The organism is Methanomassiliicoccales archaeon LGM-RCC1 (assembly GCA_030168575.1).
Lineage (GTDB): Archaea > Thermoplasmatota > Thermoplasmata > Methanomassiliicoccales > Methanomethylophilaceae > Methanoprimaticola.
Map to the genome: position 1 here is coordinate 1,295,073 of CP115555.1, position 18,716 is coordinate 1,313,788.

Genomic DNA, 18,716 nt, shown 5'->3' on the forward strand with positions numbered 1-18,716 from the left:
TGTCCGTCCCCTGTGCTTTAAATATTATATATTTAATGGCGAGACGAGGACAGAAATGACACTCAAACTAGGAGTTCCGAACAAGGGCAGATTGAACGAGAGGACTGTTGAGCTTCTCACCAGGGCGGGAATCGACCTCGGAGAGGACATCGGCAGGAGACTCTACATCAAGGCCAAGAATCAGGATATCGAGGTCATATTCATCAGGGCCCAGGACGTCCCCGTCTTCATTGCCGAAGGCGCCATAGACATGGGAATCACGGGAATCGATGAGACCGCAGAGTCCGGAAAGGATCTGAAGAAGATGCTCGACCTTCAGTTCGGATACTGTCACCTCGCAGTCGCTGTCCCCGAGGCATCAGGAATCACGGATGCATCACAGATCAAGGACGGGAGCAGGGTAGCCACATCCTTCCCCAACCTCACCAAGAAGTATTTCGACGATCTCGGAAAGAAGGTCGAGATCATCACCGTCACCGGAGCATGCGAGATCATGCCCTACATGGGAGTCTCGGATCTGATAACGGATCTCGTCTCCACCGGATCCACTCTGAAGACCAACAGGCTCAGGGAGGTCGGATCCATCATCGAGTCACAAGCAGTCGTGCTGTCCTCGGACAAGGCGATGGCCAAGAACGGACAGGCCATCCAGGATGTCGTGGATTCGCTTCAGAGCGTCATACTGGCCGAGAACAAGAAGTATCTCATGGCCGATATCCCCAAGGACAAGCTCAGCGCGATCGAGAAGATCATCCCCGGCATAGGAGGACCTACGGTCCTTGAGATCGCAGGCAACAAGGACTACCTCGCAGTACACGCCGTCATAGACGGAAAGGATGTCTTCTCCACCATCGCCGAGCTCAAGAGGCTAGGAGCCAAAGGCATCCTCACCACGCCCATCGAGAGGCTGGTGAACTGATGGACAGACAGGTGATGAGGGAGACCACCAGGGATTTCGTCAAGTACTACAATCCCAAGCTCAACGGCGAGCTCAGATTGGATACCAACACTAACGTTCTCGGTTCCAACCCTGCGGCGGAGAAGTACCTGAAGGAGCACACATGGGACCTCAACGGATACCCCAACACCTACTCCGACGGGCTCAGAGGAGCTCTGGCAGAGCTTTACGGGCTAGATACGGACAACATCATCGCAGGGAACGGTTCCGACGAGCTCCTGGATGTGGTGTTCAAGACATTCACCAACATGGGCGACAATTCCGTCGTCCCCGTTCCGTCATACACGCTCTATGACTACTTCGTCAAGCTCAACGGCGGAAGGGCGATCGAGGTCGATCTCACTGACGACTTCCAGCTGGACGTCGATGCCATGGTCAAGCAGGATGCGAAGGTCGCAATCATGCCCTCGCCAAACAATCCCACCGGGAACTGCTTCAGGAAGAAGGACATCGAGGAGATCCTCTCCAGATTCAACGGCATCGTCGTCGTGGACGAGGCCTATGCCGAGTACTCCGACGATCCCTTCATCAACAGGGTGGAGGAGTTCGACAACCTCATCGTCCTCAGGACGTTCTCCAAGGCATACGCCATGGCGGCCCTGCGCGTAGGATACGCCGCTACCAACAAGAAGCTGGCGGACATGATGATATGCGTCAAGATCCCCTATTCGCTCAACATGGTCAGCGAAGGCGCAGCCATAGCGGCAGTGAAGGACCAGGATTTCGTCAGGAGGAGTGTCCAGATGGTCAGGGAGCAGAGGCCCAAGCTCGATGCCGGTCTGAGGAAGCTCGGATTCGAGACGTTCCCTTCCGATTCCAATTTCATACTCGCAAGGTCCCCTATAGACCACAAGGTCCTCGTGGACGGTCTGAAGGAGCGCGGTGTCCTCATTAGGGACTTCGGAGCCAAGCGCAGGACCGAGAACTGCATCAGGACCACCGTGGGTACCGAGGAGGACAACAGACTGCTCTTGGAGAAAGCCGAAGAGGTGATCTCCAAATGCCGCTGAGCATCCACATCACAGATTACGGAGTTGGGAACCTCTACTCCATTCGCAGGTCCCTCGAGAACTGCGGTGCAAAGGTCACCGTGGTCGAGGACATCAAGGACCTCATGGACGCCGAATGCATTGTGTTCCCCGGAGTGGGGGCATTCGACAAGACCATGGAGAAGCTCCTTCCGTACAGGGACCAGATATGCGACATGCTGAGGGGAGGCATGCCCGCACTCGGAATATGCATCGGAATGCAGATACTGTTCGAGGGCAGCGAGGAGGGCAAATCCCCTGGACTCGGACTCTACAAGGGCAGGGTTGAGAAGCTGGACCGCGAGACCATACCCCACATGGGATGGAACCAGGTCGTGTCGGACGATCCATTGCTGAATGGCACGCCTGACAACAACTACTACTTCGTCCACTCCTACTTCGGCAATCCCAAAGAGGACATAACTCTGGGTACCACCGAATACGAGGGGAAGACGTTCCCGTCGTTCTTCAGGAAGTTCAACACATACGGGACGCAGTTCCATCCCGAGAAGAGCAGCTCATCAGGCAGGAAGGTGCTGCAGAATTTCATCTCATTCGCGGAGGAGAACCTATGAGGATAATCCCCGCAGTCGATGTCATGGACCATCAGGTGGTCCAGCTGGTAGGCGGAAAGCCCGGAAGCCAGCAGATAGTAATGCCCGACCCTCTCAAGGTCGCACAGATGTGGATCGACAAGGGAGCCGACTACCTCCATCTGGTGGATCTCGATGCGGCATTCGGCAATCCGAACAACCTCGAGGTCTTCAAGAAGATAACCGCAGAGCTCGGTGTCCCCACGGAGATCGGCGGAGGTATCAGGGATGCGGCCACCATCGATGATCTGGTCTCCGCAGGAGTCGATAGGATAATCGTCGGCACCAAGGCGGTAAAGGAACCGGAATGGCTTATCGAGATGGCGGACCGTCACCCCGGTAAGATCGTCCTCTCAATGGACACCAAGGCCGGAAGGATCGCCATCAAGGGATGGCAGGAATCCGCACAGATCACCATCGAGGACATGTTCGAAAGGATCCGCGATGTTCCCTTGGCAGCCGTCCTCAACACCAATGTAGACGTCGAAGGGCAGAGGAAAGGCATCGACAGACAGCAGGCGGAGGACTTCATCAAGAGATGTCCCGCCAAGGTGATAGCATCAGGAGGAGTCACTTCCATTGATGATGCTAGGATCCTCTCGGAAGCTGGAGCGGAGGGCGCTGTCGTAGGTCTTGCGATGTATACGGAAGTTATCAAGCCTTGGGAATGGAGTAACCCATGGCATGTTTGACTACGAAATTCGTATAAATTAGCTTACTTTCCCAAAACCATTTTAATGTTGGACAACATCGAACAGTCTGGAGTTGAAAACCCCGTGAAAGTACCGTGTGAAATGATAGTGACTTACGTACTACCAACAGCGAAAGGAGCTCTTGCCAAAGAGCTTGTTATCAATCACGGTATGACACAGGTCCAGGTGGCGAAGATCTTCGGAGTCACCAGTGCCGCAGTCTCCCAGTATCTCAAAGGGATCCGCGGACAGAACAGCATCATCGACAAGAGCGCATACAGGGATGATTTCTACAAGCTGATCGAGGGGCTCGCCAACGGCATCGCCGCCGACGGGAATCTGGTCGAGGCACTCTGTCAGGTCTGTAACTTCGTGAAGGAGAGCGGACTGCTGAAGGCACTCTATGTCAACGACGGCTACTCTCCGGAAGATATTGCCAAGTTCGATTGTCCACGCCATATGATAATCAACTGTGACAACAATGAAGCGTAATTATGACAACTACTCCCTTGTGGTAGGCCGTTTCCAGCCCCTGCACAAGGGTCACATGGACGTTATCCGCAAGTGCGCGGAGGAATCCGAGCATCTGACCATCGGTATCGGAAGCGCGCAGTATTCGCACACACCCGAGAACCCTTTCACCGCCGGTGAGAGGTACATGATGATCAACAAGACGCTTAGGGACGAGGGAATAGAGAACTACAGCATAGTCCCCATCGAGGATATCAACAGGTACCCTGTATGGGTCGCCCATGTTACCTCATTGGTGCCCCCATTCAGAAGGGTGTACTCCAACAACCCTCTCACCAGGCGTCTCTTCGTGGAATCAGGTTATGAGGTACGCGAATCCCCTCTGTACAACAGGGAGGTCTTCTCGGGTACCGAGATCAGGCGCAGGATCATCTGCGATGAGGAATGGCGCTCGCTCGTCCCCGAGCCCGTGGCGAAGATCATCGACGACATCGACGGCGTGAACAGGATAAAGCAGATCAGCCGTGGCGGTAACGATGCCCCGCTCCGAGGTTGAGTCACTATTGGATGTGCTCAGATCCAAGGGTCTGAGGATGTCCGCTGCGGAATCATGCACCGGAGGGATGATAGGTTCCCTCATAACGGATCTACCCGGAGCATCCGATGTTTTCCTGGGCAGCGCAGTCACATATTCCAACGAGTCAAAGGAAGCCCTTCTGAAGGTATCCCATGAAACGCTGCTCCAGCATGGGGCGGTCAGCGAGGAGACGGCGAGGGAGATGGCCCTTGGATCGATAGAGGCTTACGGAAGCGATGTCGCCGTGGCAGTCACGGGGATAGCTGGTCCCGGAGGAGCCACCGAAACAAAACCCGTCGGTCTTGTCTATATCGCGGTCGCAGACGGCCCCAGGACCATCGTGACCAGGAACCTTTTCAAAGGGGACAGACAATCCGTAAGGGAGCAGACTGCCATGGAAGCCATCAGATTGCTCACCGAATTGGCGGAGGGAAGACTACGAGATTCGAGAGACAGTTACCGATATTCGGAGAAGAGGGACAGCAGAAGATAATGTCCGCTGTCGTAGGTATCGTCGGATGCGGAGGGCTGGGAGTCAATGTCATAACGCAGCTCACCGCCGCAGGCGTCACACACTTCGTCCTGTGCGACCACCAGACGCCGGATGTCACCAATCTCAACCGTCAGTTCATCTACAGCGCCGGAGACTTCAGGCCCAAATCCGTGATCTCAGCCGAGTGGATCCTCGCATTGAACCCGGGAGCGGAGATACAGGCCAATTCGGAGCCTTTGACGGAGATCAACGGCAACCTCTTCGAGGGATGCGACATACTGGTCGATTGTCTTGATTCCTTCGAATCAAGGATGGTCCTATCCGATCTGGCATAGAAGATGAATGTACCTCTCGTTCACGGAGGTGTAAGCGGATTGACAGGGCAGATCGCCGTATGCATCCCCGGGAAGACCAAGAGCCTTCGCGATATGATAGGCACCATGAAGGATCAGGAGGGAACCGTTCCATCTGTTGGAGCGGCTGTTTCCGCAATAGCTTCTATGGAGGCGTTGGAAGTCCTGAAGATCATCTCGGGACTGGGAACCGATAACGAGGGCAAGCTGATAACCATCGACATGACAGACTGGTCCACAGATGTCGTCGATTTCAATGAGAATTCCTGATCATCGCGCACGCTGAAGCGCACGATTATCTATTAGCTTCTAGATACATCAGGACATGCAGCACATTATGACCGGAAAGGTCAAAGAAGTGTACAAAGTGGACGATGACACGTTGGAGTTCGCATACACCAACAACATCTCCGTTTTCGACAAGATCATCCCCTCGCAGGTCCCCCACAAGGGTGAGACACTCTGCAGGACCGCGAAGTACTGGTTCACACTCCTGACGAAGGAAGGCATCAACAACCATTACATCAGCGAGCCCTCCCCCGACAGGATGAGGGTCAAGAGGGTCGACATCATCAGGGATTACAGCAAGATCAACGGTTCCACGACCAACTACCTGATCCCCCTCGAGGTCATCTGCAGGTACTATGCAGCAGGATCCCTCATGGACAGGATCAAGGATGGAAAGGTCAAGGAGACCGATCTCGGATTCCCCGCAGGACACGTAGTGAAGGAGGGAGAGAAGCTCCCCAAACCCTTCATCGAGTGCACAACGAAGCTGGAGGCCCACGACGAGAACCTCACGGATGAGGAGGCCAAGAAGATGGCCGGACTCTCTGATGAGGAGTTCGAGGAGATCAAGAGGACCGTCCTCAAGATCGATGCTATCATCGACAGGGAGTGCTCCAAGAGGGGACTCATCCACTGCGACGGAAAGAAGGAGTTCGCCTTCGACAAGAACAGGAAGCTGATGGTCATAGACACATTCGGAACATTGGACGAGGACCGCTGGTGGGACGCAGACGAGTACGCCAAGGGTAACATCGTGCAGCTCTCCAAGGAGTTCGTCCGCCAGTACTACCGCGAGACCGGTTACCACAAGGCTCTCTATGACGCACGTGCGAAAGGCGAGCCCGAACCGGACATCCCCGCTCTTCCTCAGGAGATCGTCGACCGCGTGAGCAAGCTCTACGTCGACATGTTCGAGAGGATCACCGGCGAGAAGTTCTGATCAGAAAAGATTGACCAAAACCAATTTCTCTCCCAGGGGACAGTCGAGGTCGCCGTTCACCTTCTGGACGACGTACTTCGTCCCCGGGACCTTACCTATCGGATGGCAGAGCGCATAGTTCTCGCATGACAGGTTCTTGCATTCGGATCCCTTGTACGTGATCTTGCTGCCCTCCATCGCCTGCCTCTTGCTGACTGTAGCCGGGGTGCATACCTTCTCCACTTCAACCGCGGTAACCGAATCGCCGTCGAATTCGTGGCATTCATGCTCCTGGAGCCTGATGGAGACGACCTTGTATCTGGCGCCCTCCTCTAGGTTGAAACAGACCTTGTTGAACTTGCATTCTGCGCATTCCTCCATGGGTCCGAGATAGTAGAATTCGGAATCCACGGTGGCATGATCCTTGCCGATCAGAGTGATCTGGGCCATCAGATGACCCCCGTTCTTATGCACACGTCCTCGACGACATCACGGGGAACACCCTTATCACCAAGGATGGTGAACCTGTCCTTGCGTATCTTGTGGGCATTGCACACGGCATCTATGAACTCCTCATCCGAGAGGTTCAGTTCTGATGCCTTTGTTGGCGCTCCGATCTTCACAAGGGCATGCTTGAGCTCTTCCCAGTCTCCCTTCTGGAGATATGTGGTGATTATGGAAGCGACTCCGCACTGCTCACCGTGCATCGCCCTTCCGGGATACATCATGTCGATCGTGTGGGAGATCATGTGCTCGGAACCGCTGGTGGGCCTGGAACTTCCTGCTATGCACATTGAAATCCCCGATACGATGATGGGCTTGATCGCCAGCCAGACGCTCTCTTCCAGGTGAGGCCTGATGTAATCCGCGGCATCCATCATGGACTCGGCGGAGAACATTGCGAAGGAGTATGCGGATCTGCTGAAGGACTCATCCTTTAGGTTGTACGCAAGCTTCCAGTCGCGTAATGAACTGAAGTTGGACAGCACGTCCGCACATCCCGATGCGAGTGAGCGGTACGATGCCTTAGAAATGATGGAGGTGTCGGCGATGACCCCCATAGGGGATGCTCCAGCTATGGATTTGGAGCCCTTCTCGGATTTGATCGATGCCCTGTTTGACGCTATTCCGTCGTGGGCAGCAGAAGTCGGTATGCTGAGGAACGGGATGTTGAGCTGGAGCGACAGGATCTTCGCGATGTCGATCTTGCTTCCGCCTCCAACCGCAAGGATGAATGTCGAACCGTGCTCAAGGATCTGATCCTTGGTAGATTCGATGTTCTCAGCGGTGGCGTTTCCAGTTATGCAGGTGTCGATGTCGTATCCGTCCAGATAGCTTCTCACAGCTTTCCCGGCGGCGATATCGGTGTTCTCTCCGGTAATGATGGTCCCTGTGGTCCCCGAGTGGATGTTGACGCAGATGTCCCTGACGCTGCTCAGCACGTCATGCCCTGCTATCACATTGCGTGGGAACTCCACCATCTTGGCCTTCAAGAAGTCCTTTTCCATCGATCCACCTATGTTTCAGGAAATGCCCACTAATCATAAAATGCTATGCCAGCCCTTAATATCGGAGAAGATGATGCAATACTATGGCCAGAGTGTCTATAATCTGCGGTACAGCAGACAGGTCAGGGACCACGCATTCCATGTGCTTCCATGCTTCCAGATTCCTGAAGGGGAAGGGTTTCGATGTGGACATGCTGCTTCCTTCGGAGATGGACATCGGCCACTGCCGCGATTGCGACAGCTGCAGTTCCGGGGAATGCATAATCCAAGACGATATGGCCAGGATATATTCGTCGGTGTCTTCCGCGGATCTCCTGATTCTCGCGACACCTATCCATTTCAGCGGACCATCGTCCATATTGAAGACCGTAATGGACCGCTTCCAGCCCTATTGGAGCAACAAGTCCCTGCCCCATCCGGAATACTGTCTTCTGATGATGTGCGGCGGTAGCGAGAATCCGGATTTTTCGATCACAGAGAAGATCGTCCGTGCATTCTGCATAACCATGGGCATGGAGCTGCTAGGAAATCTGGGGATCCCCCACACAGATAAGGGTGTGGAAGATCTGCAGGAGAAGGTCGAATCCTTCCTGAGGATCACAGAAGATATGGAGATATGAAGTTCTCGAATCCTTCCGGGCCGTTCGCTGAATCGATGAACGGGATCGTCGAAGGATAGTCCTCTGCGATCACTGACCATGTGTAGGCATCCAGGCTACGGTCGGTATCCAATACGCAGTTCTTGTAGAACCCTAATCCGACCAGCTTCTCGAGCACCTTCACCACATCACCTTTCTTCCCTCCGGGAAGCACGGCTTTGCCCTTATGGATGAACACCGTGGGGATAACCGAATCGGAGACGTCGCAGATGTCCTTCAGCTCGTAATCCGATGCAACGAAATGGTACGGTGCGAAGACGAATTCGGCATCCTTGTTGAAAGCATCGAACACATCCTCAACCGTCTCGATGTAGGTCATGAACCAAATCGGGGTGCCCTTGATCACGAGATGCTTCATCACCTTCTCTGAGAATTCGCGTACCTCGAAGCTATTGCAGTCGATTATGACAACCGGAGGCTTGACACCAGTATCCTGAGCGGATGTAAAGTAGGTGATGGGTTTCACCCTGTCCCCTCTCCTGGGCGAGGCGGAGGAGAAGTAACCGTCGGTTATCCTGATCTCCTTATCCTCGTAGAATGTGAACAGAGCGGGGATTTCCATGAAGGTCTGGATGATGATCGCTCTATAAACAATCATCTTCGCTTCAATTCAGCCATGCGGGAGCGAACTATAATAACGGCAGCAGTCGATTCGGTGTCTGAGGTGCAATAATGGTAATCTACAAATGCGCAAAATGCCCCAACGCAGTCGAGGTCATCTTCAAGGCCGCATGCACACCCCAGTGCTGCGGAGAGCCCATGATCGCTCTCGAGCCCAAGACGGACGACTTCAAGAATGAGAAGCATGTGCCCTACATCGAGAAGCAGGACGGAGGATTCCTGGTCAAGGTTGGAAAGGAGACCGCACATCCGATGGAAGAGGATCACTACATCGTCTACATTCAGATATGCGCTGACGGCGTTATGATGAGGAAGTACCTCAAACCCGGAGACAAGCCCGAGGCATTCTTCAAGACAGATGCCAAGGAAGTCAGGGCCTGGGAGTACTGCAACAAGCACGGACTCTGGAAATCCAACCAGTGAAGTTCACATAAAACACATTCTCCCCTTCGGGGGAGTACCTTTTCAAAAAAGAACGGCACCGGTACACCGTACCGATGCCGTTTGATCTCACTCGAAAGTGATGCTGACGGGTTTCTTCAGCCCAAGTCCAGCCTCGGCCTCGATGGCCTTGATGACTCCGCAGGGCACGGGGCATGCCGTGTGACGGAGGCATGTCGCTGCCTTCTTGTACACCTCGGACTCGGTGAAAGGCTCGCCTACAGCCGAGAATGTTGCCACGTTCTCTATGGGGGACAGCTTCTGCACCATGGGGCAGTTGCTCTCGATGACCACGTTAGCGGACATCATGTCATCATTCATTGTAGCGGTGATCTTGGAGACCATTCCGCAGACTCCAGCCTGTACGTTTACCACTGTTGCCATGATATTACCTCAGTTCCACCAATCCTTCTTGCGGTCGATGGTCTCATCCCTGTCAGGTCCGAGGCTGATGAGATCAGCGGGTACCTTCAGGTACTTCTCGATGAATTCGATGTACTCCCTCATCTCGCCGGGGAGGTTGTCGTAGCCTGCCTTGACTACATCCATAGTGTTGCTCCAGCCCTTCCATCCCTTGAAGTTCTCGTAGATGGGCTTGGCTCTGTTGAGCTTGGCGATGGAAGCGGGGAAGTGCTTGACCTCCTCTCCATCGATCTCGTATGCGACGCAGACGGGAAGCTCGGGGATGTCGTTGAGGACATCGATCTTGGTGATTCCGAGGGATGTGAATCCGCAGAGCCTGGAAGCATGCTCGACGACAACGAGGTCCAGCCATCCGCATCTCCTTCCCCTGCCGGTTGTGACTCCGAACTCTCCTCCTTTCTTCTGGAGCTCGACTCCGAAGTCGTCGTGGATCTCCGATACGAACGGTCCCTCACCGACACGGGTGGTGTATGCCTTCACGATTCCTACGACTTTGTCGATCCTGTTGGGTGCCACTCCGGATCCGGTGCAGATTCCTCCTCCGCATGTAGCCGAGGATGTAACGTAGGGGTATGTTCCGTGGTCGATGTCCAGCATAGCTCCCTGAGCGCCTTCGAACACGACCTTCTTGTTGGCATCGAGTGCCTCGTTGATCAGAACGGATGTGTCGCAGATGTACTTGCCTATCTGATCCCTCCATCCGACCATCTTGTTGTACAGGGATTCTGTTGTGCAGCAGCACTGCTCGGCGTCCATCATCTTCATGAGGTCCTTCTTGTAAGGGAGGATGAATGAGATCTTCTCCTTCAGGAGATCGTCCTCCAGCAGGTCGCCGGCCCTGAATCCGATCCTCGCTATCTTGTCCTGGTAGGTCGGACCGATTCCCTTCTTGGTGGTACCGACGTTGTTCTTTCCGCGATACTTCTCCTCGGCTCCGTCCAGCTTCTTGTGGTATCCCATGATGAGGTGGGCCCTGTCCGAGATCCTCAGCCCGTCGATGGATCCGCCGTTCTCGATGACCTGGTTGATCTCGTCGCTGAGCTCCTCCAGGTTGACGACGACACCGTTTCCGATGACCGCGAGCTTTCCCGGCCTCACGACACCCGAGGGGAGTCCGTGCAGCTTGAACACCTTGTCATCGACGATGATTGTGTGTCCCGCGTTGTTCCCGCCCTGGAAACGTACGATGAGGTCCGATTTCTCGTCCAAATAATCTGTGAGCTTTCCTTTCCCTTCGTCTCCCCACTGGGAGCCGATGATAGCTAGACTCGGCATGTGATAGGCACCTAGTCTGGGGAAGGGCGATGAACGATATAAGGAATTACGTGCCTCACTTCTTCGAATCGGGGCTGCACTCCTTGTAGAGCGCTATGATGTCCTTCAGTGGGAGGTCTGTCTTGAAAGAAGTTGGGCAGATGTGGGTGAAGGAGGCCTTTCCGTTGGTGTTCATGAGGTCGATGAAGTCCGCCAGTTTAGCCGGGGACATCTTGATGTGGGAGGACAGTTCGCTCATGTCGTAGACGAATACCTCGGAATCGAGCTCGTTCTTCCAAAGGTCCAGGTACTTTGTGCATCTCTTCTCCGCAGCCATGCCTGTAGGGTCCATCTTCGAGACGAATTCCTGGTCGTGCAGTGGGCCCAACCAGAACGGGCCGTACTTATGGGTCGGGTCGTAATGCTGGGAGGTGGACCTCTCCAGAGTCTCCATGTTGTACTCCATGTATCCGAGCTGCGACATCATCTGGTCGGCCTTCTCGGCTCCTTCTTCGACCTGGATGTATGTGCGGAAGTAGTGGTCCGCATAGAACGAAAGCAGCGGTTTCATGCCCCTGTCGAACTTGGCGAGCTCCCTGGCGATGGAACTCATTAGGATGCGCAGGCCGCCTTCATGGCACATGTAGCCCCTAACAGGCTCTGACTGGTATCTGCGCCTGCATTTGGGCGCATGTGCGCCGGCAAGAGGAGCGGTATCCGTAGCGGTGATTGCTAGAATCCCTCTTTTCCTACATCCAAGGATAGCCGATTGAACGAACGGGGCAGGTGAGCCGAAGGGATCTAGATCGACATAGTCGAACGTCTCCTCCGCGAAGAGCGAATGTAGGTTGCGGTTTGATGACCAGCAGTTGTCCAGATTGTTCAGACCGATGTTGGCAGTTATGAAAGGGATGGCGTCGGGGCTGATGTCGTTGGCCGTTACCTGCGTACCTTTGACCTCGTTAGCTATCCTCACTGCTCTGGAGCCTGTAGCCGTCATTGCATCGGCTACTGTCAGATCCCTTCCGACAGCGCGAAGGAGCATTACGCTCACGTCGCGATTGAATGCCATCTGTTCGTTGAAGAAAACTCCGCCCTGTATCTTGCCTGGGCCTCCGGCAGAATGCAATTCCGGCACCAGGATATCTGTGGATCCTTCGTGGATGATGATACCGTCAGGCATCAAACATTCTCTCCGTGCATCAGGCGGACGATTTTGTAGGGAAGGAGGTTCCTGTTCGTAGGGGTGACCTCCAGAATCCTGACGTCATCCCTCCTCCTTATGTCCTGAAGGAGGGGGTTCCTGGATTTCTTGTGGAGAGTGATGATCATCGGTTTGTCGACCTCGAGGGACTCTTTGACGATGTTGACGAATGCCTCGCTCTCGACCTCCATCTTTCCGACTTCGTCGATGACGATGACATCGCATTGCTCCATGGCATCCCTGATGGCCTGGACTCCGACCTCTTCCAGTTTGGCCAGGTCCACTCCTATCTTCCCCACCATGATCTTGCTTTCAATTTCGGTGCTGGCGAAGACCTGTTGCTGTCCAGTTAGAAGATTCCTGACGGTGAAACCCACCTTTTTCCTATCTTTTTGGATGGGCTCATCGACCATGCCGCCGATAGAAATCTCCTCTTCCGACCTTAGCATGTCCACTACACGCAGAAGAGCATAGGTCTTTCCCGATCCGGGAAGTCCTGTTATACCAATTTTGATATCGGTGATCATGGTAACCTGACTAGTCTATAGACTAGCTACGTATATATCGTAAACAAAGTATATTAAATTTTTATGGTACCTCAGACAATCATAGCGATGTTGATTTTTCGATTCAAAATCCGATAGTTTTCATCGGATTTTAGTTGGATGATAGGAATAACTACATCACCACCCAGAGGACAAAAATCGATGGTCAATAATGTCCATTCTCACCTCCACTTCCGCAATCAATTATTACAATCAAACAATACCAAATTACGTGCACTATACGGAATTCTCGAAGGCGTTGCTTCTCCACCCCGGCATCATCCGTCTGGAGCTGCTGACCAAGGATCTCATGGAGGAAGTGAGATCGATAGAGAATTCCCCATTAAACGTAGGATTCATGCCCATCGACCCCGTGGGCTACGGAGAGGTATGCTCCAAGAAGCTCAAGCTCATAGCTTTCTGCAGCACAGAATTCCCGATGTTCACAGAAAGGTTCATGGATATCGTGGACAGCAGAGGTATGATGGTCGGCCATGACGTGCTGGATTCCGAGAAGGCCGAATATGATTCTAAGGATTACATCTGGCTTACGAACAACCTGTTTTTCGACATGACCATGATGGGGGAGCACCATCTGAAGTGCGCAATCCACTCGCTAGCATTGAATGTCGAGGGCCTCGATGATGGCATCTGCCCAAGGGTGTACTATCCCTGTGCTGCATCGGCAGATCACCTGAATGAGAAGTTCGGTGCATCGGGAAAGGTATCGTCAACAGTGATAATCGGCGTGGACGGAATTACCTTCTGATCGGTTCATTCGATCTTAGAGACGTACATGAGAGGGTACTCAAGATCCTCGTCGTATCTCATCTCGGCGGTCACCCTAGAGTCACCGAGGGCTATGACGACCTTGGCATCGATCATGTCCCCTGTCAGGGAAACATAAGAGTAGGTGTCCCCGTCGGAGACGAATGAATCGCGATCGATCTTGATCTTCGCGCATTCTACGTACGGCTGTACCTCGATGGTCCTGGAGATGGTGTCCTCGAGCTGTTTCACCGTATCGATGTTCACCGGAGTGCCCACGAACTGATGGTAGACCGTTGCGAGCTTGATACCGGCTTCGAAGATCGCGCGCTCCCTCTCGGTGCAGGAGAACTTGTCGTTGGCGGTTTTCTCTCTGGACGTCATCGTCATCTCTTCTCGAGGGGGATGTAGTCGCGGGGTTCGTGGATGTTGACATAGGCGGGCCTGAGGATCTTGTTGGAGGTGATGAGCTCCTCAATGCGGTGGGCGCTCCATCCGATGATCCTAGCCGTGGCGAACAGAGGGGTATAGACCTCCTTCGGGATGTTCAGCATATCATAGACGAAACCGCTGTAGAAATCCACGTTCGCACAGACGCTCTTGTTGTTGTGCTTGTGCTCCATGATGAGCCCGGGTGCGATCTCCTCGATGTTGTGGTAGTACTTGAAGTCCCTGAGGCGGCCCTTCTCCTTGGCCAGGTCCTGGACGAATGATTTGAATACGTTGGCACGGGGATCCGATTTGGTGTAGATCGCGTGGCCCATACCATAGATGAGTCCGGATTTGTCGAAGGCCTCTTTGTCGAGTATCTTGTTCAGATATGCTTTGAGGGCCTCTTTGTCGTCAGGATCCTTCACGTGCTTCCTGATGTCGGACATCATGTCCATGACCTTCAGGTTGGCTCCTCCGTGTTTGGGGCCTTTGAGAGAGGACATCGCCGCGGCTATGACAGCATAAGTGTCGGAACCGCTGGAAGTTGTCACCCTGGTTGTGAATGTCGAGTTATTCCCTCCGCCGTGCTCCATGTGCAGAACAAGAGCGAGATCGAGGACGGTGGCCTCGAGCTGAGTGTACTTCTTGTCAGGCCTCAACATGCGCAGGAAGTTCTCGGCCGCGGAGAGCTTTGGATCGGGGTGATGGATGTACATGCTCTGGCCGTTGAGGTAGTGGTTGTAGGCGTGATAGCTGTACACCGTGAGCATGGGGAATACCGTGATAAGGTAGAGACACTGCCTCAAGACGTTCTCGAGGTCGTTGTTGAGAGCATCCTCATCATAGGATGCGAGGAACAGCACTTCTCTGGAGATGGCGTTCATGACGTCCTTGCTGGCCGCCTTCATGATGACGTCCCTGGTGAAAGTCCTGGGGAGTTTGCGGTTCTTGTTCAGGATGTCCTTGAACTCCGAGAGCTCCTTCTCTGTAGGCAGTTTGCCGAACAGGACCAGGAATGCGACCTCTTCGAACCCGTACCTCTTCCTGAGGAATCCGTTGGTGAGGTCCTCGATCGAGTATCCGCGGTAGCGGAGGATTCCTTCGCATTCGGTCTTGACACCATCGACCATGATGGTTCCGTCGACCTGGGAGACCTCGGTGAGACCTACGATGACTCCGTTCCCGTTAGCGTCACGAAGACCCTTCTTGACATCATACTTGGAGTATTCGCTGACCTGGAAGCTGTCGTTCTCGACGCACAGTTTCTACTTGGACTCGATGAAATCCTGGTAAACCTTTTTCACGCAGTCACCTCCGTTATCGACCTGGTGAATAAATGGATGACATTATAAAAGACTATTATCGGAAACCAATGCCATATAGTATGTTCGCTTTCAACATGTTTGTTTGAGAACATCTGTGTTTCATATCAGACACTGCATAGTCTGGACAGATGAAGTTTTACATCCGACCGTTGACTGATAGGCGATCATCGTCCTCAATCGGTTTATACCGATAGGGGAATCACTCAGTCATGGGAACGATCAAGATAGCAGGTCAGGAGATCGATGCTGGTAACGGAATCACGATAGAGGACGCCATGCACCAGAACGGTTTCCATCCGGATTCGTTCCTCTATCTTGTCGATGGGAAGCCTGTTCCTATGGACACCCTTATTCAGGACAGCATGGTCATAAAGGCCGTTAAGGTTGCCTCCGGCGGATGATCAGAGTCCCGCGATCTTCTTCATCGATTCGAAGTCGAATCCGTCTTCGATAGAGTGTTCGATCATCTCGTCCAGATTCGCGATGAATGCCGAATGTACGTCTTTGCCTTCCAGCTTACCGTCCGATGATGAAAGCGAATCCTCCTCGGGGAATCTGAGGTACTCGTACCTCAGCACGCCTAAGCACTTCATTCCTGTGAGCTCCTCGACCTTCTTGATTCCGTCGGCCAGGATGGAGCCGTCCCCTCTGAACCTGTTGATGATGAATCCTTTGAGTTGAGGTTTCAGATCATCGGGGATGAGCCTCCATGTGCCGTATATTGCAGCGAAGACGCCGCCTCTCTCTATGTCTCCCACGATGATCGAAGGGACTCCTGTGACCTTCATCAGCCCGACGTTGGCGAGATCGCTCTTCATGAGGTTGAGCTCCACAGGGGAACCCGAGCCTTCACAGAGTACCATGCTGTGCTTGGAGGTCATCCTGTCGTATGCCTTCTTCACCTCTACGATGGCCATGTCGCGGTCAAGCGGGTTGTCCTTCGTGATATCCATGTAGGGCTTTCCGTTCAGGACGAGCTGCATGACGCCTTTGCCTGACGGTTTCAAGAGCACAGGGTTCATATCCGTCTCGGGCTCGATCCCTGCCGCCCAGGCCTGGAATGCCTGTCCGATGCCTATCTCCCCTCCGTCCTTGGTCGCGATGGAGTTGAGCGATAGGTTTGATCCCTTGAACGGGGCGACATCTATGCCTGATTTGTTGAGGTACCTGCACATCATCGCACAGACCGTGGTCTTACCGGCCCCAGAGGATGTACCGAGGAAGAGCACGCTGCTCATTCCTTCACCCCCGCGATCTCGATGAGTTTCTCCACATCCATGTTCTCGGCGAAGACATCCGCCAGCTTCTGGAGGTTCTCCTCTAAGATTGCCTCGTAGTCCTCAGCACCCTCGGTGTTGACGGGCTCTCCATTGTGCTTCACGAACGAAAGGAAGTACTTCCTGAAGGCGGGCTTGTCGAATATTCCGTGCTGATAGGTTCCGAACGTCAGATCCTCTTCCCTGACGGAGCCTTCTGGCAGTGGGTCCGCATGGAATCTGTCCAGGAGGACAAGGGGCTGTTTCTCCCTGACCTCGGAAATGCCCATGTGGAGCTCGTATCCCGTGATCTCCCCGCCGTCGCCAACCGCCAGTTTGCCCTCGTTCTGGATGATCTGTTTGGCGTATTCGCCGAATGTCGTGGTGTTGTCGAAGAAGCCCAACCCCTCGTACACAGCCTTTTTCCCGGCTTCGATACCGTTGCTGTCGTCCAGGACCTTACCCATCATCTGGTAGCCTCCGCATATTCCGACGATAGGGATCTTCTTCCAGAGCTTCTTGATCTCTTTATCGAGTCCTTTTTCCTGCATCCACAGGTAGTCGGAGACCGTGTTCTTGGTTCCGGGCATGACGACGGCATCGACGCCTTTCAGGTCCTCGACCTTCTCCACGAACACGGTAGAAACATCTTCTAGGAAGAGTGGGTCCAGATCCGTGAAGTTGGCCATGCGCGGGAATTTGATCACTCCGATCAGCGATTTGCCCTCGCCCTTCTTGCGCACTCCCCTCAGCGCCTCCGAATCCTCACTCGGAAGGACCACGTCCGCATGGGGGATGATTCCGATGACGGGGATGCCGGTGAGCCTCTCCAGTTCTTCGGCTCCGGGTAGCAGTTTCTCCGTGTCTCCTCTGACGTTGTTTAGGATGATTCCTTTGATGCGCTTCCTGTCATTCTCGGGGATCAGCTCGACTGTACCGATTGCGTATGCGAAGGAGCCTCCCCATTCCACATTGACGACCAGAATGACATTGGCATCCGCGATATTGGCCGCCCCCATGTTGGCGATGTCCCTATCGTAGATGTTGATCTCGGCAGGCGATCCGGCACCTTCCATGACCACGCAGTCGTATCTGTCTTTCAGGAATTCCACATGCTCCTTGACGATCCCGATGCCGGGTCCGGGAACGAATTCGTTGTAATATCCGTCGACATCGTAGTCTGCGAAAGGCTTCCCGCATACCATGACCTGCGATACCGTGTCCCCTTTCGGTTTCAGCAGAATCGGATTCATGTGCGCATCGGGATTCTTTATGCCTGCGGCCTTGGCTTGCAGGACCTGAATCATGGCGATCTCGGCCCCGGTCCTGGTGACCTTGGAGTTGAGGCTCATGTTCTGCGATTTGAACGGTGCTACCAGATATCCCTTGTTGTGAAGTATCCTGCAGATAGCCGCCACTGTGACGGATTTTCCTGCATCGGATGTAGCTCCAACCACCATCAGGGCCTTTCCTTTCTTCCAGAATTTCGCCTTGGCATCCCTGAAGATATCGTCGAAGCGCGGGTCCTTCGCATCCTTGATACCCAATCTCTCGATCTCCGAGTAGATGAACTTGACCACCGGGGTTCTGTGAATGAACAGGCAGTCGGAGCAGTTCCAAACCGGTCCGTGCCTGCCCTGGAGCTCCCAGCCGAAAGTCTTGTCGTTGCATGGGAAGAATGGGCAGTAACAGAAGGAACAGTCCTGTCCTGTGAAGTGGGCAGGGTGATAAGGGCATGAAAGGTTAGGTCCGAGCCATCCCCTCTGAATCTCCTCGTTGACCTTCTTCGCGATCTTCTCCATGGGTATCATTGGCAGTATCGTCGAATTCAGTTATAGGGGATTCGGTCCACTTTCGGCGACACTTTTCCCATCCAGATGTTGAAGTGGACAGTCCACTTTCGGCGAC

23 protein-coding genes and 1 pseudogene are annotated in these 18,716 nt (G+C 53.8%); 13 read left to right on the plus strand and 11 right to left on the minus strand.

All coding sequences use genetic code 11. From position 1 onward, the window contains the following. Positions 1–55: 55 nt before the first annotated feature. The 9 genes and pseudogenes from hisG to purC all read left to right on the plus strand — a co-directional run bounded on the left by hisG (position 56) and on the right by purC (position 6,393). Complete coding sequence (hisG, locus tag PED39_06590) at positions 56–919, plus strand: ATP phosphoribosyltransferase (protein ID WII07253.1); 864 nt, start codon at positions 56–58, stop codon at positions 917–919. Then, positions 919–1,968: a histidinol-phosphate transaminase gene (gene hisC / locus PED39_06595; protein WII07254.1), complete on the plus strand. Its 1,050-nt coding sequence runs from the start codon at positions 919–921 to the stop codon at positions 1,966–1,968. Before hisG ends, hisC begins: the two co-directional genes overlap by 1 nt. Then, positions 1,959–2,561: an imidazole glycerol phosphate synthase subunit HisH gene (gene hisH / locus PED39_06600; protein ID WII07255.1), complete on the plus strand. Its 603-nt coding sequence runs from the start codon at positions 1,959–1,961 to the stop codon at positions 2,559–2,561. The genes hisC and hisH overlap by 10 nt, the downstream gene beginning before the upstream one ends. Further along, entirely contained in the window at positions 2,558–3,271 is a 714-nt protein-coding gene (locus tag PED39_06605; GenBank protein ID WII07256.1) for a 1-(5-phosphoribosyl)-5-[(5-phosphoribosylamino)methylideneamino] imidazole-4-carboxamide isomerase, read from the plus strand. The genes hisH and PED39_06605 overlap by 4 nt, the downstream gene beginning before the upstream one ends. A gap of 102 nt (positions 3,272–3,373) precedes the next feature. Then, positions 3,374–3,763 carry a transcriptional regulator gene (locus PED39_06610; protein WII07257.1) on the plus strand — a complete coding sequence of 130 codons (390 nt, stop codon included), beginning with the start codon at positions 3,374–3,376 and terminating at the stop codon, positions 3,761–3,763. Continuing rightward, positions 3,753–4,298, plus strand: coding sequence for a nicotinamide-nucleotide adenylyltransferase (locus tag PED39_06615; GenBank protein WII07258.1), 546 nt, complete (start codon positions 3,753–3,755; stop codon positions 4,296–4,298). Before PED39_06610 ends, PED39_06615 begins: the two co-directional genes overlap by 11 nt. Further along, positions 4,279–4,812 (plus strand): CinA family protein, encoded by a 534-nt coding sequence (locus tag PED39_06620; protein WII07259.1) that lies wholly within the window; start codon positions 4,279–4,281, stop codon positions 4,810–4,812. Before PED39_06615 ends, PED39_06620 begins: the two co-directional genes overlap by 20 nt. Further along, a pseudogene (locus PED39_06625) lies at positions 4,812–5,435 on the plus strand (HesA/MoeB/ThiF family protein). Before PED39_06620 ends, PED39_06625 begins: the two are co-directional and overlap by 1 nt. Before the next feature lie 55 nt (positions 5,436–5,490). Continuing rightward, entirely contained in the window at positions 5,491–6,393 is a 903-nt protein-coding gene (gene purC, locus PED39_06630) for a phosphoribosylaminoimidazolesuccinocarboxamide synthase (protein WII07260.1), read from the plus strand. On the opposite strand, the gene PED39_06635 is transcribed toward purC, so the two are convergent. Both PED39_06635 and PED39_06640 read right to left on the minus strand, forming a co-directional pair. Next, positions 6,394–6,822: a UPF0179 family protein gene (locus tag PED39_06635; GenBank protein WII07261.1), complete on the minus strand. Its 429-nt coding sequence runs from the start codon at positions 6,820–6,822 to the stop codon at positions 6,394–6,396. It lies immediately after the preceding gene. Then, on the minus strand, positions 6,822–7,880 hold the full coding sequence (locus PED39_06640; protein WII07262.1) for an NAD(P)-dependent glycerol-1-phosphate dehydrogenase: 1,059 nt from the start codon (positions 7,878–7,880) through the stop codon (positions 6,822–6,824). Before PED39_06640 ends, PED39_06635 begins: the two co-directional genes overlap by 1 nt. A gap of 83 nt (positions 7,881–7,963) precedes the next feature. Here PED39_06640 and PED39_06645 point away from each other — a divergent pair, with 83 nt between their 5' ends. Continuing rightward, the gene (locus PED39_06645; protein ID WII07263.1) at positions 7,964–8,500 is read left to right on the plus strand and encodes a flavodoxin family protein; all 537 of its coding nucleotides are present in this window, start codon (positions 7,964–7,966) and stop codon (positions 8,498–8,500) included. On the opposite strand, the gene PED39_06650 is transcribed toward PED39_06645, so the two are convergent. Next, the gene (locus PED39_06650; protein WII07264.1) at positions 8,478–9,137 is read right to left on the minus strand and encodes a hypothetical protein; all 660 of its coding nucleotides are present in this window, start codon (positions 9,135–9,137) and stop codon (positions 8,478–8,480) included. The genes PED39_06645 and PED39_06650 overlap by 23 nt on opposite strands. A gap of 74 nt (positions 9,138–9,211) precedes the next feature. On the opposite strand from PED39_06650, the gene PED39_06655 reads away from it, so the two are divergent. After that, the gene (locus PED39_06655) at positions 9,212–9,583 is read left to right on the plus strand and encodes a desulfoferrodoxin family protein (protein ID WII07265.1); all 372 of its coding nucleotides are present in this window, start codon (positions 9,212–9,214) and stop codon (positions 9,581–9,583) included. Between the two features lie 87 nt (positions 9,584–9,670). On the opposite strand, the gene PED39_06660 is transcribed toward PED39_06655, so the two are convergent. The 4 genes from PED39_06660 to PED39_06675 are packed head-to-tail and all read right to left on the minus strand — an operon-like array spanning position 9,671 to position 13,009. Then, positions 9,671–9,985 carry a hypothetical protein gene (locus PED39_06660; GenBank protein WII07266.1) on the minus strand — a complete coding sequence of 105 codons (315 nt, stop codon included), beginning with the start codon at positions 9,983–9,985 and terminating at the stop codon, positions 9,671–9,673. Positions 9,986–9,994: 9 nt separating this feature from the next. Next, positions 9,995–11,299, minus strand: a complete 1,305-nt coding sequence (locus tag PED39_06665; protein WII07267.1) for an adenylosuccinate synthase — start codon at positions 11,297–11,299, stop codon at positions 9,995–9,997. Positions 11,300–11,354: 55 nt separating this feature from the next. After that, the gene (locus PED39_06670; protein WII07268.1) at positions 11,355–12,461 is read right to left on the minus strand and encodes a tRNA (guanine(26)-N(2))-dimethyltransferase; all 1,107 of its coding nucleotides are present in this window, start codon (positions 12,459–12,461) and stop codon (positions 11,355–11,357) included. Further along, positions 12,461–13,009 carry an NTPase gene (locus PED39_06675; protein ID WII07269.1) on the minus strand — a complete coding sequence of 183 codons (549 nt, stop codon included), beginning with the start codon at positions 13,007–13,009 and terminating at the stop codon, positions 12,461–12,463. The genes PED39_06670 and PED39_06675 overlap by 1 nt, the downstream gene beginning before the upstream one ends. A 250-nt stretch (positions 13,010–13,259) precedes the next feature. Here PED39_06675 and PED39_06680 point away from each other — a divergent pair, with 250 nt between their 5' ends. After that, a complete protein-coding gene (locus PED39_06680; GenBank protein WII07270.1) occupies positions 13,260–13,796 on the plus strand; it encodes a hypothetical protein in 537 nt (178 codons plus the stop codon). Between the two features lie 5 nt (positions 13,797–13,801). Here the strand turns inward: PED39_06680 and PED39_06685 are convergent, their stop codons facing one another. Beyond that, complete coding sequence (locus PED39_06685; protein ID WII07271.1) at positions 13,802–14,185, minus strand: dihydroneopterin aldolase family protein; 384 nt, start codon at positions 14,183–14,185, stop codon at positions 13,802–13,804. Continuing rightward, positions 14,182–15,489 carry a citrate/2-methylcitrate synthase gene (locus PED39_06690; GenBank protein ID WII08388.1) on the minus strand — a complete coding sequence of 436 codons (1,308 nt, stop codon included), beginning with the start codon at positions 15,487–15,489 and terminating at the stop codon, positions 14,182–14,184. The genes PED39_06685 and PED39_06690 overlap by 4 nt, the downstream gene beginning before the upstream one ends. A gap of 272 nt (positions 15,490–15,761) precedes the next feature. Between PED39_06690 and PED39_06695 the strand changes: the two genes are divergently transcribed. Continuing rightward, positions 15,762–15,953, plus strand: a complete 192-nt coding sequence (locus PED39_06695) for a MoaD/ThiS family protein (GenBank protein ID WII07272.1) — start codon at positions 15,762–15,764, stop codon at positions 15,951–15,953. Here the strand turns inward: PED39_06695 and PED39_06700 are convergent, their stop codons facing one another. Together PED39_06700 and PED39_06705 are read right to left on the minus strand one after the other, a co-directional pair. Then, positions 15,954–16,790: a cobyric acid synthase gene (locus tag PED39_06700; GenBank protein ID WII07273.1), complete on the minus strand. Its 837-nt coding sequence runs from the start codon at positions 16,788–16,790 to the stop codon at positions 15,954–15,956. After that, complete coding sequence (locus PED39_06705) at positions 16,787–18,619, minus strand: cobyric acid synthase (GenBank protein WII07274.1); 1,833 nt, start codon at positions 18,617–18,619, stop codon at positions 16,787–16,789. Before PED39_06705 ends, PED39_06700 begins: the two co-directional genes overlap by 4 nt. Positions 18,620–18,716 lie beyond the last annotated feature (97 nt).